We start from the raw sequence: 13,558 nt of genomic DNA on the forward strand, positions 1-13,558 counted from the left end.
CTAGTTATTTGGAACTTTGTACTCGTTTTTTTGAAACGTTTTCTGCTTAATCGGCCTTGTCGGCAGCCTCATAGATAAGGCAGCGCAGGGCCTGATTCGGATAGCGGAATTCCGCTGTATAGCTGCTTCCGTCTTCCAACAACAGTTTCACTGCCACCATCCCGCGTTTGTTGTTAACTTCGGTATCGGTCAGATAAGCTTTGACAATGGTTCTTGTTTCCCCTTGCTTGTCCGTAACGACCTGGGTGGCTTTGTGAATCCAGCTGGCATCCTTTTGAATGGCACTGGCGGCGGCTTTGTCGATGGGAGTTCTTTTCAGCGCCACATTAATTGCTGTCGTATCTAGCACGACCCCGGTTTTCGCATCAATTATTACGTGATATTGCCAAAATTCCTTGCCTTGTCCTCGCAGGGTTTGCGACTTATAAGGAGACCAATGAACGCTCCAGGTTGGATGTTTGTCCAGTCTTAGTTCATCTAGAATAACTGTCGTCTGCAGCTTGGAAATATCGGCATCAAACAGCTTGCGCACACTTTCAGCCGCCAGCGCCTGCGCTTCAGCCTTGCTGAATTCCTGCGGCAGGGGGGGCGCAGTCACATTCCGTTTGGACAAGATATAATTGACCCGGTAGGACCAGTCAATCAGCTGCAGCAGCTCTTCATCGGTCAAACTCCGCTCCGGGTATGTGTACGTATTGGTCTCCAAATCCAGATACACTTCTGCTTGTCCCGGCTTTAACGGCAGCTGCTGTTTGGGGCGGAGCCCATCATACACATACTGGTCATCCAGAACCAGTCTGCGGTTCCCTTCTGATTCGGTCATTTCCCGGCCTGAATTATGAGGGTCGCCCGGCTTGTCTATGAAGTCATAGATCTGCTGGATTTGCGCCTCAGTCATCTGCTTAAGCAGGTCTTCTTTCACAGTGGACACCGGCGCCGGTGCCTCCACTTTCAGCACAGGGACGGTACTTCCGGTTAAAGCCAGCTGGGCACTACCCTGAATTTCCGGGCTGTTCTTGGCGACGACTGCTGAGTTCACAAAGCTGGGGACTAGAGTCGCGCTGACAGTGAGCACAGCTCCTGAAATTAGGATAACAGCTAACGTAGCGGACAGTTTGTTCTTGCTCAATTGTATTACCTCCATTGGGATCAAAGATGTTGAATCTGTCTATACCTTAATCCCAAGATGTTATGGAGTAGGAGGACAGTTGTTATGGAGTTGTAAAAAGATGCGGATGCTTGTCCCTTCACCAAGAACAGATTGCAGCTCAACCCTGGCTTGATGCGCCTCGGCAATTTGCCGGCACAAGGAGAGACCGAGACCGGCATTGCCATAGGTTCGTGAACGTGCCGGGTCCGCCCGGTAGAACGGCTCGAAGGCACGCTTGCTCTGCTCTGCCGTCATCCCGCTTCCGCTGTCGCGCACTTCCAGCACAGCTTCCCCGTTCTGATTATAGGCTAGCAGGCGGATCTGGCAGCCTGGCTTTGAAGCATGAATGGCATTTTCGATCAAATTCACCAGAAAGGATGCCAGCAGATCGGCTTCTCCCCACACAGAGGGGATGGAGCTGTCGATCTGCAACAGTATTCCGTTCTCTGTTAATTTTTGCTGTTCCGTCTGCACTACCGCCTCGAACAGTCCGGAAACCTCCACCTCTGACTGCACCAGAGGCAGGTGCCGGAGGACGGACAAATCGAGCAGCTTAAAGGCAAGGTTCTTCAGCCTGACCGTTTCACTCCAAATATAACGGCCGGCCTTTATCTGTTCTTCCTGGCCAATGTTCGCCGAGGTGAGAAATTCAGCGAATCCCTGCATACTGGTCAGCGGTGTACGCAGTTCATGGGCAAGGTTATCGACCATCCGCTGTTTATCCTCGGCCATGTCGGAGAGATCGGTCATCCGCTGCTCCACCACAGAAGCCATCCGGTTGAAATTGAAAGCCAATTCCCCGAATTCATCTCTGCTCTGCAGTTCCACACGTTTCGAATAATCGCCTTCGGCAATCGTCTTGGTCGTCTCCGACAGCAGCTTGAGCGGCTTGGTCAGCTGCCGGATCAGGAGATAGAGCAACAGCGCCAGCACCGGACCTACAATCCAGTTAATCATTACAAAGAAGCGGTTCAGCTCCTGCTGCTGGGCATACAGCCCGCTGATGTCGCGCTTATAGGTCAGCTCCAAATGCTGGTGAGGAGCGGGAAGCGGCATGGATAACCGGATGGTGTGTTCATCCTGCATACCGTCCTTTCCGCCCGTATTCGGGTAGATTAGGCGACCGTTCTTCCGCAGCTCCAAGCCAATTCCTTGTGTGCGGTAGTGTTCACCATATGACTCAGCCACACTGAGCAGCAAGACAGGGGTGAGGGTGATGCCCCGCGCCAGGATAGAATCAAGATTCTCGTATATATTATTGGCAATCAGCAGCTGCTCGCTGGCCGCCCGCTTGGTCTCGCTGTCCATGTTCAGCTGCCAGCTTTTTTTCATCACCATAATTACACTTATATCGAGTGCTGCAATGAAGAGGGCGAGGACGGCAAGCAGAATCTTATGCCAGAACCGCATGGCTAGACCTGAACTTCCAGGCGGTATCCCAGCTTAAATACGGTTTTGATCCGTTCTTCCCAGCCCAGTTTTTTGCGCAGCTGACGGATATGGACATCCACGGTGCGGGTGTCGCCGGCAAAATCATAGCCCCAGGCCAATTCAAGCAGCTTTTCCCTCGAGAGGGCTATATTCCGGTTGCGGATCAGCACTTCGAGCAGCTCAAATTCTCTGGCGGTCAAATCCACCGGCAACTGGTCTACCCGGACCTGACGTTCCGGAAACCGGACCTCCACCTCATCGCAAACAAAAGCAGAGGCAGTTTGTTCGTTCCTGCGCAGCACGACATTGATACGGGCCAGCAGCTCAAGGATTTCAAAGGGTTTTATAATATAATCATCCGCACCTAACTCGAACCCTTTGATGCGATCTGCCAATGCATTTTTGGCCGTAATCAGAATTACCGGAATCCGCAAGTGGGCAATCTGCTGCATCACTTTAAACCCGTCCATACCGGGAAGCATCACATCAAGCAGAATAAGATCCGTTCGCTCCTGTTCTAGAATTCCAGAAACCTCTGAACCGGTATAAGCTTTGGAATACGTGTGTCCAACCAGCTTAAGGTTCATGGTAATCAAATCGCTGATCGGCTGTTCATCTTCAACCACTAGTATATGGGCCATCCACTTAATATCCTCCTGATTCTTATAGTAGCGAATATTTCTGTTCGCATAGACTTCGTCCGCTAGCATCAGCTTACAAATTTAGCGCGTATTCTTTATAATCCGGACCGTCACGTATCGGTAAAGCCTCGGTCGTCCAGCACAACATAGATCATATTCAGCCCTTCTTTCTTGTGTTGTTAACTATTTACACTTTAACATACCAGATTTCATAATTCTTCATGACTCTTTCGGTTTGGCGCTGGAAGTCACTTTTTTAAGTCTCTTTTTTTGGCAGAAGGAAACTGGCATACAAAAAATAGCTTAACTTTCAAAGCTGAAGGAGTCAAAGAATAATTCACTTGAGTTATACTGTTGAACCGACTGAGCCATGTGGACTATGGACATTACCTCCACGAACGTAATGGATGGAAATTTTGAGACTAAATAAGTCTTCTCTGATTGCTAGTGGCAGAGGGATCCGCTATAATTTAATTAATTCCAATGCGAAAGGTGTGAATTAGATGGGCAAAGATATCAAATCCAAAGGAATCCCCAGACCACTGGTCAAAACCAACCAGGCAGTTATCGTAATCTCCGTACTATTAACCTGGCTTACAGGACAACATTGGATTCTTGCAATTCCACTAGCCGCCGGCTTGTCCGGTTTATTGTTCGGATACAATCCCGTGATGAAGGTTGGGGCAAATTTCCTCAAGAAAGAACGCTCTGCTTATGTGCAAGAAGATTGGGAGCAGCAGCAATTTAACCAAAGCATAGCCGTCTTCTGTCTTGCCGCTGGTCTGATCAGCTTTCTGGCAGGCTGGAATATTGCCGCTTATATCTTCACTGCATTGGTAGCGGTCGCAGCAACTGTCGCAATTCTTGGATTCTGCATTGGCTGCTTTATCCATTACCAGTGGAGAATGTACAACTATAGACGCAAACAGGGAAGCACTCAATAACGCTGTTCAGCGTGTAATGACAGCAGCCGCAGCGGACATTTTTACCGGCAACAACAAAACAAGCAGCAATGATGACCTGGGTCTTCACTGCTGCTTGAGACTGGCATTGAATGTGCTGGCCAACTCCTGCCACAGATTATTTCCTCTCTTCGTCGCCCGCAACATCCCAGCGATGGCGGAATTTCTCGAGCCTTGGATGAACAGTAGATGGAGTTTCGCTCAAAATAAGCCGAAGCTTCACGATCCACTCCTCAAAGGAGGAATAAGAAGCAAACAAATTAGCCATCTCCGGTGTCAGGTACAGGAAATACGGCGAAGGATACACTTCGCTAATATGACGGAGCGCAGAATCGAGCGGCGTATATTTCTTCCGCTTTCCCTCCAGAGTTTCCACAGTGATAAATGAAAGTCCCTGTTCTCTTCTCCACTCATGCAAACGGTCTTCCCGCTTATAATACGCCTGTACAGGCTCTTTCGTCATCCGCCTTACCGTTTCTTCATGCAACGGATACAGCACCAGCTTGGTGAATTTGCGTTCCGTAGCTATCCGGGCTGCCTCAGCCAGCTCCTGATCACTTATATGCTCAAAGGAATCATAGAAAACTAGCGTTCCTTTGCGTTCGCTGGCCGATGGTTCATAGCCATAGGGTACATGCTGGATCTCTCGTTTCATTTTCGCCCTCCTGCTTGATCTGTCCGCTCTATGTAGCATAGCATGCGCTATTTTGATCGGAATTAAATGTTTTATGATTTGGTTTTGATTAAAAAGAGCGTCAGATCATCGTCCACACAAACTTGGCTTCCTGGTACTACGGGCATATCGTTATACATTATCCCTCTGCCATCGGGGACAAAGCCGCGCTTGATGTACATTCTTTGTGCAGTGCCATAGTCAGAATACAACCCGAAGCCTATACCTATCGTGTCCGACTGCATAAATGCCTCTTTTTCCAGCGCCTCAATAAGCAGACTTCCTATGCCCAGCTTGCGGAGGGGGGGGATAATGTCAAAGTTCTGGATTTCAGGGATTCCGTGCTCTTTAAAGTAGGGGTACTGCGGGTGAAGCACCACATGGCCCCAGCCTGCAAGCTTACTCTCAAGGGACACCAGGAGCGTCACTCTTTCTTTACTCCGGTTTTCTTCCCAGCAGCTTTTGATATACTCTAGTGGTTTACTGATATCGTGACCGGATAAACCTTCATAGATCATCTCTATGTCTTCTTGGGTCATAGGACGGATCTGTACAGGTAAACTCATGGCATGTCTTCCTCCATTCAAGCAGAATGCTGCTTTTTTTCAGTGTTTGCTATTCACTCAGCATCTTAATTTCCATCGCCAAAAAGACAGGGGTCACCGGATTATATTGCTTTTCCCTTCTACTCCCAGCTAAACACAATCCTTCTTATACGCGTAGTATGCAGCCCCAAGCGTTCCGGCCCTGCTGCCAAGCTGAGCCTGAACAATCCTGCATTTGCCGCCCGCCAGTTTCAGTGCATGCGCATTTACCGTTTCCCGGACACTGCGCAGCAGCCTGTCCCCTGCCGCCGCCATTCCCCCGCCGATAATGACCACGTCCGGGTTCAGCAGATTAATGACATTGGCCAGTCCAAACCCAAGCAAAACCCCTGTCTCATGCATCACCTCGACAGCCAGGCTGTCCTCAAGATCATACGCCTCAGAGATCATCAGAGCGGTTATGGCATCATTATTACCGGTTGTCCAAGTCTGAATGATGCTGCTTCTGCCTTCACCCAGCTTTTCCTTAAAAGTGTTGACCATGCCTACAGCGGACACGTACCTCCCTAGACAGCCGGAGCTTCCGCAGCGGCAAGGACGACCGTTCCTGTACATGTTCATATGCCCGATTTCCCCGGCACTGAAAGTAGTACCGTAAAGCACCCTGTCCTGAGTGATGATTCCTGAACCTAGTCCCGTTCCTAGCGTAAGCAGCACCTGATTTCTATACCCTCTGCCTGCGCCAAACTGCCATTCACCGTACAGGTTGACTCGCACATCGTTATCGATAAATACAGGAAAGCTGTAGAACTTTTTCATTTCATTTACAATATGTATGTTTTCCCACTCCGGAAAATTGGGAGAGAAGATGGACAGCCCCTCTTCCGGATCAAGCAAACCGGGGACGCCCAGTCCCATGCATTGGATCTGCTCCAAAGCAACTCCATGCTCCTCCGTCAGCAGCTGAACCGCATTTCGGATTCGTTCGAGCACAAATGCCGGTCCTTTCGCGGCTTCAGTAGCCGTTGACAATTCCCCAATTGCTGTAAAACCGGTATCAAACAGCCCTGATTTGATATTCGTTCCACCTAAATCTATCCCAAGGATATATGATTTCATCCAGTACCTCCTCAATTCCGCCAATTTCATTTTTATAGTGATGATCTTTCAACTTTTTCAAAACCCTATTAGTGCCATATTAATGCAAGCCCATTGTCTTCGCTTCGGCTTCCGCCCTGCAGATCGCCTTCACCCCGCTCTCCAGCTGGCTTTCCGTAAGATTGGAGTAGCCCAGCAGAAATACGGGCTTCTGCGGCTTGGAGCCCACGAAGTAAGAAGAGGCTGGATAGATACGTACGCCATGCCGAAGCGCAGCTGACGCTATATCATTTTCATTTGCCGGTGAATCCAGCTCAACCAGCACATGCAGGCCTGCCTCTTCACCAAACGTGCGCACCCGCGGGCCAAACTCCTTCCGCAGACTGTGAAGCAGACAACTTCTGCGCCCGGCGTAGAGCTTATTCATTCGGGCAACATGACGGGCATATTGTCCTGACTTCAAAAATTCAGCCAGCGCTTCCTGATCCAGAGCAGGAGACATCCGGTCGGCAAGCCATTTGACCGCCAGAAATCCTGGGATCATGGATGGGGGCAGGATAATATAACCTATGCGGAGCGCCGGAAATAGGATTTTGCTGAAGCTGCCGATGTAGGCCACCCTGCTGCTGGAATCCAGACCGGCAAGTGCAGACAGCTTCGGACCATCGTATCTGTATTCACTGTCGTAATCATCTTCAATAATTAACGCGTCATGCGCCTTTGCCCATTTCAGAAGCTGAATCCTGCGGCTTAATGACATCGTTGTCCCGAGCGGGAACTGATGGGATGGCGTGACATAAATCAGCTTCGGAACCTTGCCCTGCCCTGTTTCAGCCGCTTGAAGAACACGTTTGTCGAAGTCTTCAACGGTTATGCCTTCCTCATCTACTGTTACCGGTATAATCTCCGCGCCGGAGAACCTGAATATTTCGCGTACCGTATGGTGGGTTGGATCTTCCATAATCACTCCGTCGCCTTTGCTCAAACATAACCTCGCCAAGATATCCAAGGCCTGCGTTGCCCCCGATGTAATCACAATTTGCTCGGCAGTCACGGGAATGGAACGTGTTGAACGCAGCAGCCGGGCAATTTCATGGCGCAAGGAAAATGAGCCTTCCGCAGGTCCATAGCCCAGCGTCTGAGGCGTGGCGCTGCGGCAGGCGTTCATGAGCGCTTTCTGCCAGCTATCCATAGGAAAGGCATCCCAGGCAGGCACACCATGGCGGAAATCACAAAACACGGCACTAGGGCCTGCATGATCCATGATTGCATCAGGTGTAAGCAAAGAGAGGGCCAGTTCATTATTCAAGTGAAGTTGCCAGTCCTCCTGCGCTGTCATTTCCAAGGCAGGGTCATCGCCTGATAGCCCGTGCTCTGACTGCAGACCCGTAACGAACGTTCCCGCACCTTTGCGCATTTCCAGGTAACCCTCTGCTTGAAGCAGCTCATATGCCTGCAGAACCACGCTTCGCGAGAGGGATAACTGCTTAGCCAGCATTCTCGTTGGCGGCAACGGATCGCCTCCACTTAAAGCTCCGGAATGGATAGCTGTCCGAATCTGCTCATAGATCTGCCGGTTTAAAGGCACCGTCCTGTCTCTGTCCAGCGTGATTAGCAGTTCATGCTTCATCGGGCACCCCTCCACATTTGATCATTTATCAGAAATTTAATAATATCACCTTTACTATAACTGCCGCTGTTACCGCACCCAGAACAACAAGCAGCAGCGGTATTTTACGGACTAAGACCAGTATAACAGCGGCAGCGCCGGAAGCGATACCGATCAGCGGAGCTTTGGGATCTACCTGGAAGATTCCCGGCACCGTTAAGGCACTCAGTACAGCCAGCGGCAAATGATCCAGCATCATCTTGATTTTACCGGTTTTCGGAAGGAAATCACGGGTAAGCAGCAGCGGCGCGAATCGCAGCAAAAAGGTGATCAGCGCCATGCCAACGATCACTGCAATGTTCATGCGGCCTCCTCCACAGCCCTGTTAACCCGAACTGGAACGAGAAGGCCAGCAGTCATTCCTGCCAGCATGGCGGCAAGTACAGCGGAACTCCCGAGGTAGGGTTGCAGAACCCAGGAGAACAACGCCGAGCATAGGCAAATTACCAGATTGCGCCTGCTGCCACGCAGCTGAGGAACAATTAATGCAATCAATAAAGCATATAGCGAGGTGTTCAGCGCGGGTAAAAAAGCGGCCGGGATATAGGCTGCAAGGGATATACCAGCCGCTGTGGATACAAGATTCGCAGTATAAGGAGGCATTTGCAGGCCAAGAAGATAATGCAGCGGCAACTCCAGTGTTTTCCCGTCCGCTGTTTCCTGCCCTAAACTCTGCTTATGGCTTAGTATACTTACCGCATAGACCTCTTCTGTTAAACTGAAGCCGATCCACGCCTTCACCGCAGTACTAAGGTTTCGTCTGACCGCCCCTGAAAAGGACAAACTGATCATCAGGTATCTTAAATTAATAACCAAGGTCAGCAGCAATATAAGAGGCGCCGCCGTCCCTGCCGCAAGCAGCTTGACGCCAGCAAATTGGCTTGTGCCCGCATACATCAGTGCCGACATCAGAAAAACCTCCAGACTTCCAAGTCCAAGTCCCTTGCCGACCAGCCCAAAAGTAAAACAGGCAGGAATAAAACCGGCGACAATCGGCAAAGAGTCCAAACACCCTTTTTTAAACTCGGCTCCTAAGACCCCCATGTTCGATCACTCCCTTAGCACATTTAAACCACATAGTCAGCTTACCTGTTCGGTCTGTACCGGGAAATAACCACTTTGCACTCTATCCGCCATACCAATTCTACAGAGACAGAAAAAAGGCAGACAGGGTGTCTTTCTCCTGTCTGCCTTGCTGATACTATTTTATAGCTAAAAAGCTGCTTTAGGAGCCTGCTCCCTTATACCGTTTAACCCCGTAGTTCCAAGAAACAAGGCCAAGGCATAGGAATACCGCACCGACTACAGGAGTCAGCAGCGCCATTCCTCGCATCTCATCCCGTTCCAGAAAGAGTGCTGCCGGGTAAATACCGACGAAGGCGAACGGAATAACCCAGGTGAGCAGTACCTGAATAGCCCGGTTGTAGATCGTGACCGGATAACGGCCATAGCTCTGAATATTGTACATCAGCGGCAAAATGCCGGTCGGGGCATCGGAGTAGAATGACAATGAAGTCAGCGTGGTGTAAATCCCCGTATAGATGGCTACCGCACTGAGCGTAAGGAGGATCAGAGCCGGTATCGTCCACCACTCGAACGGCAGTCCGAGGTTCGCGCCGCTGATTGCCATAATAATCAGTCCAATGATCGAACCAAACAGGGCTGGCGGGTCTACATTTTCCAGAAAGATCTGAAAAAGGTTATGCGCCGGCCGGGTCAGAATCCGGTCCATTTCGCCTTTGACAATATAGCGCTCACTGAAGCCCCACATGTTTACAAAGCAGCTGAAGACGCCGTACGGGACCATAAAGAAGCCGTATACGAACACCACTTCATTTTGATTCCAGCCGCCCAGGCTGTCGGTATGCATAAAGATCACAAGGATAAAAATAAAATTAGTCGCTTGAAACAGCAGATCCGAAATGACCTCCACCCAGAAATCGGCGCGGTAGGTCAGCCGGGTCTTCATATAATTTTTCAAATATTCGATTAACAATCCCAGATAATACAAACCTTCCTCACCCTCCCTGCACGAACAGCCGCTGACGCGCCGCGTGGTATAGCCAGACAATTGGAATCAGCAGTACCAGGAACCAGAACACCTGGACACCGAGCACATTCCATATGCCCACACCCTGTACCCGGCCCGTAAACACGGAGCCCGGAAGGTAGGTGATGGCTTGAAAGGGCAAAACCTTCAGCACACCGGACAGCCAGTCCGGGAACAAGCTGATCGGGATAATCAGGCCGGAGAACAGGTCTACAATGACCCGCTTCATGCGCATCATGCCTTCATTGTTCTCCACGAAGAAGGCGGACAGCCCTGTGATAACGTTAATCTGTGAACTGATCAGGAAGCTGAAGAAGAGCATGACCAGAAATCCGGCCCAGGCCGAAGGCTCTGTCGGCAATTGCACCGGAAATAACAGAATGGCGATGACCATCCCCGGAATCATCAGCATCATGAAGCGGAATAACCCTTCGCCGAGTCCCTGCATCATTTTGACCAATACGTAGTTATAAGGACGAATGAACTGGATGGCGATGCTGCCGTCGCGGATATCCGTGGAGATCTCCCGGTCCAGGTTGTTGAAATAAAAGGCGCGCGCCATCCACGAGACGGCCACGTAGGTGGTCATCTGCGCTCCTGTAAACCCGCCAAGCGACTCCCCGTTCCCATAAATGGCCTTCCAGGTGAAATAGTTCACCCCGATATTAAGCGTATAGATTAAAATGCCTGAATAATAGTTCACACGATAAGCGAGCATGGTTAGAAAACGGATGCGGATAAAATCAAAATAAGCGCCCAGCAAAAGTCTGCGTCCATTTTCCGGCTGTCCTCCAGAGGAAGAGGAGCCACCCGCGGAGCTGGAAACAGCGGCGTTAAGCTTGTCCGACATGTATGACCTCTTTCTCTTCCTGCAAAGCCGCGATCATCTCTTCCGGTTTCTCCGCCGATCCGGATTGATAAATACTGCGGACAATATCGTCCGTGTTGGTTTCGATAATCTTGATGTCTGTTATGTCCGCCTGGCCTACCACGCGTCCCAGCACATCCGATACATTCAGCTCCAGCGGAATCCAGACTTTGGCGGCGAGGTCGTTCTCAGCCGTCCAGGTCACCGGCATACCTTCCGTCCATTGCATAATCCGGTTGAGCTTCGTAGCTGTGCCGAATTGGAATACCACCTCACGCCCGGTTCCCCAGCGCTGTTTCAAGTCCTCCAGACCGCCGTCATAAATAATCCGCCCATCATCGAGCATAATGACCCGTGAACAGAGCGCTTCAATGTCCTGCAGATCATGAGTAGTCAGCAGAATGGTTGTTCCATGCTCCCGGTTCATGTCCTTCAGGAACTCGCGGATCTCTGATTTCACGACAATGTCGAGACCAATGGTCGGTTCATCCAGGAACAGAATAGAGGGGTTATGGAGCAGTGCTGCCACAAGCTCGCAGCGCATCCGCTGGCCGAGACTAAGCTTGCGGACCGGCCGGTTCAGCAGATCCTGCAGCTCCAGACGCTCCACTAACTCATCGAGCCGCTTTTTGAAATCTTGTTCGGAGACCCGGTATACCTTGCGCAGCAGCTGAAAAGACTCGATCACGCCGATATCCCACCACAGCTGGCTGCGCTGCCCGAAGACTACCCCGATGTTCTGCACAAATTTCTCACGTTCGGCATACGGAACAAACCCGCCTACAGTCAGGCTGCCAGCGGTTGGAACGAGAATGCCGGTGAGCATTTTAATCGTGGTCGATTTGCCTGCACCGTTCTCACCGATATATCCGCAAATTTCACCTTGAGGAATCGTGAACGAAATGTCCTTCACTGCCGTCACTTCGGAGTATTCCCTCTTAAACAAATCAGCGAAGGCCCCTTTGAGGCCCTCGCGGTTCTTTTGGACTTTAAACGTTTTGCGTAAGTCCTGCACTTGGATGGCGTTCATATTGTACCTCGCTAAGCTAAAGATTGGGTTCAGTACCCCATTATAATGCACGGATTACAAAAGCACTACCCGTTTATCGTAAAATAAGCAGAAACGGTTATACCGTCCATTTACAAACGGCATCCGTTTCTGCGGGGAAATCAGGAATGTAGCTGGATGACAGCATTATTTGGCGACTCTGCCTTCAAAGAAATCGTTACTTTTCACAGCTTCCAAGTGGCCGGACCGCGTTACCTTTGTGCGCAGGTACTTCTCATTGAATACGGAAACGTCACCCCATAGCGGAATTCTTTTCACCGTGTTCATTCCGGCAGCCTTCAAGGCGTCCATCTTCTTAGGGTTGTTCGTAATCAGTGTCACCGGTTTGCTGCGCAGATGCTGCAGTACGCTGATGGCATCCTTATAGTCTCTGGAATCATCGGCAAAGCCAAGCTCCAGATTGGCTTCCACTGTATCATAACCCTCTTCCTGCAGAATATAAGCCATTGCCTTGCTGAACAGACCAATGCCTCGTCCTTCATGATTGGCCAGGTAAAACAACGCACCGGAGCCGTGCTGGGCAATCATCTTCATCGACTGGCGCAGCTGGAAGCCGCAATCGCAGCGCTTGCTGCCGAAAATATCGCCGGTATGGCAGATGCTGTGCATCCGAATCAAAGCTTCGTCCGAGTCTTCGAAATCACCGTAAACGAGTACACTGGACTGCTGACTGTCAGCAAGATTCATGGAAGACAAACGGGAGATCAATAATTCAGTTGCTTCTATAGAATCCCCATCCTGCAGTTCAACGTCATCCGATTTCAACCAGCTGTACCATTTAAAAGTGACTGTTTCTCCATCGAGATTCACCGGCAGCGTAATCGGTCCAACCAGTATATTAGTGGAATCATCCATCGTTATCCGTTTGATCTTCTTCTGCAATATAGAAAGGATATCAGGTTTAATCATAAGTGCACCGTCCTAAAGTTTTAAATATTTTTAATTTTAACTTCAAGTAACTATTTGTAAGTTAGTTTATCATTGTAATATAACTTCGTCAAGTTATAATATATATTTAAATAATTATAATTACTTATTGTAAGTTTATGATATAATGAATGCAGAGGTGATCTTAATGAATGACTTCGAGATGTGTCCACGCTTTGAAAAAGCAGTAGATGTGCTTAGCAAACGTTGGGTTGCACTGATCGTATTTGTATTAATGAATGGCCCTCGCCGGTTTGGTGAAATCGAGAGCTGCTTGTCCAATCTCAGCGGAAAGGTTTTATCTGACCGCTTGAAGGAAATGGAAAATGAGGGCATTATCACGCGTACAGTTTATCCTGAAATGCCTGTACGCATTGAATATTCGCTGACCGACAAAGGCACTGCCCTGGCTCCTATTCTTGGAGAAATCAGCAACTGGTCTACAGAGTGGGTCGAGATCGGCGCAACCAAATGA

At 49.9% G+C, this 13,558-nt stretch carries 15 protein-coding genes; 2 read left to right on the forward strand and 13 right to left on the reverse strand.

The features are described from left to right. Positions 1–46: 46 nt before the first annotated feature. The 3 genes from ACQ76X_RS19400 to ACQ76X_RS19410 are packed head-to-tail and all read right to left on the reverse strand — an operon-like array spanning position 47 to position 3,222. A complete protein-coding gene (locus ACQ76X_RS19400; protein ID WP_438495507.1) occupies positions 47–1,129 on the reverse strand; it encodes a hypothetical protein in 1,083 nt (360 codons plus the stop codon). 60 nt (positions 1,130–1,189) lie between these two features. After that, positions 1,190–2,560 carry an ATP-binding protein gene (locus ACQ76X_RS19405; protein ID WP_438495508.1) on the reverse strand — a complete coding sequence of 457 codons (1,371 nt, stop codon included), beginning with the start codon at positions 2,558–2,560 and terminating at the stop codon, positions 1,190–1,192. 2 nt (positions 2,561–2,562) lie between these two features. Then, the gene (locus ACQ76X_RS19410) at positions 2,563–3,222 is read right to left on the reverse strand and encodes a response regulator transcription factor (protein WP_438495509.1); all 660 of its coding nucleotides are present in this window, start codon (positions 3,220–3,222) and stop codon (positions 2,563–2,565) included. A gap of 503 nt (positions 3,223–3,725) precedes the next feature. Here ACQ76X_RS19410 and ACQ76X_RS19415 point away from each other — a divergent pair. Beyond that, a complete protein-coding gene (locus ACQ76X_RS19415) occupies positions 3,726–4,166 on the forward strand; it encodes a DUF4395 domain-containing protein (RefSeq protein WP_438495510.1) in 441 nt (146 codons plus the stop codon). 136 nt (positions 4,167–4,302) lie between these two features. Here the strand turns inward: ACQ76X_RS19415 and ACQ76X_RS19420 are convergent, their stop codons facing one another. From ACQ76X_RS19420 to ACQ76X_RS19465, 10 genes are all read right to left on the reverse strand, one after another. Next, positions 4,303–4,839 carry a hypothetical protein gene (locus tag ACQ76X_RS19420; RefSeq protein WP_438495511.1) on the reverse strand — a complete coding sequence of 179 codons (537 nt, stop codon included), beginning with the start codon at positions 4,837–4,839 and terminating at the stop codon, positions 4,303–4,305. Between the two features lie 71 nt (positions 4,840–4,910). Then, entirely contained in the window at positions 4,911–5,423 is a 513-nt protein-coding gene (locus ACQ76X_RS19425) for a GNAT family N-acetyltransferase (protein WP_438495512.1), read from the reverse strand. Positions 5,424–5,552: 129 nt separating this feature from the next. After that, entirely contained in the window at positions 5,553–6,521 is a 969-nt protein-coding gene (locus ACQ76X_RS19430; protein WP_438495513.1) for an ROK family protein, read from the reverse strand. Between the two features lie 79 nt (positions 6,522–6,600). Further along, positions 6,601–8,130: a PLP-dependent aminotransferase family protein gene (locus ACQ76X_RS19435; RefSeq protein ID WP_438495514.1), complete on the reverse strand. Its 1,530-nt coding sequence runs from the start codon at positions 8,128–8,130 to the stop codon at positions 6,601–6,603. A 28-nt stretch (positions 8,131–8,158) separates the two neighbouring features. Next, on the reverse strand, positions 8,159–8,473 hold the full coding sequence (locus tag ACQ76X_RS19440; RefSeq protein WP_438495515.1) for an AzlD domain-containing protein: 315 nt from the start codon (positions 8,471–8,473) through the stop codon (positions 8,159–8,161). Further along, a complete protein-coding gene (locus tag ACQ76X_RS19445) occupies positions 8,470–9,213 on the reverse strand; it encodes an AzlC family ABC transporter permease (RefSeq protein ID WP_438495516.1) in 744 nt (247 codons plus the stop codon). Before ACQ76X_RS19445 ends, ACQ76X_RS19440 begins: the two co-directional genes overlap by 4 nt. A 181-nt stretch (positions 9,214–9,394) precedes the next feature. Further along, positions 9,395–10,138, reverse strand: coding sequence for an ABC transporter permease (locus ACQ76X_RS19450; RefSeq protein ID WP_179091683.1), 744 nt, complete (start codon positions 10,136–10,138; stop codon positions 9,395–9,397). Positions 10,139–10,187: 49 nt separating this feature from the next. Further along, positions 10,188–10,982 (reverse strand): ABC transporter permease, encoded by a 795-nt coding sequence (locus tag ACQ76X_RS19455; protein ID WP_341097659.1) that lies wholly within the window; start codon positions 10,980–10,982, stop codon positions 10,188–10,190. 70 nt (positions 10,983–11,052) lie between these two features. Next, on the reverse strand, positions 11,053–12,117 hold the full coding sequence (locus ACQ76X_RS19460; RefSeq protein ID WP_379148656.1) for an ABC transporter ATP-binding protein: 1,065 nt from the start codon (positions 12,115–12,117) through the stop codon (positions 11,053–11,055). A gap of 165 nt (positions 12,118–12,282) precedes the next feature. Next, the gene (locus ACQ76X_RS19465) at positions 12,283–13,065 is read right to left on the reverse strand and encodes a GTP cyclohydrolase II (protein WP_438495517.1); all 783 of its coding nucleotides are present in this window, start codon (positions 13,063–13,065) and stop codon (positions 12,283–12,285) included. A 166-nt stretch (positions 13,066–13,231) separates the two neighbouring features. Between ACQ76X_RS19465 and ACQ76X_RS19470 the strand changes: the two genes are divergently transcribed. Beyond that, complete coding sequence (locus ACQ76X_RS19470; protein ID WP_438495518.1) at positions 13,232–13,558, forward strand: winged helix-turn-helix transcriptional regulator; 327 nt, start codon at positions 13,232–13,234, stop codon at positions 13,556–13,558.

The sequence above is a fragment of the Paenibacillus sp. IHBB 3054 genome (assembly GCF_051594305.1).
Classification (GTDB): Bacteria; Bacillota; Bacilli; order Paenibacillales; family Paenibacillaceae; genus Paenibacillus_AQ.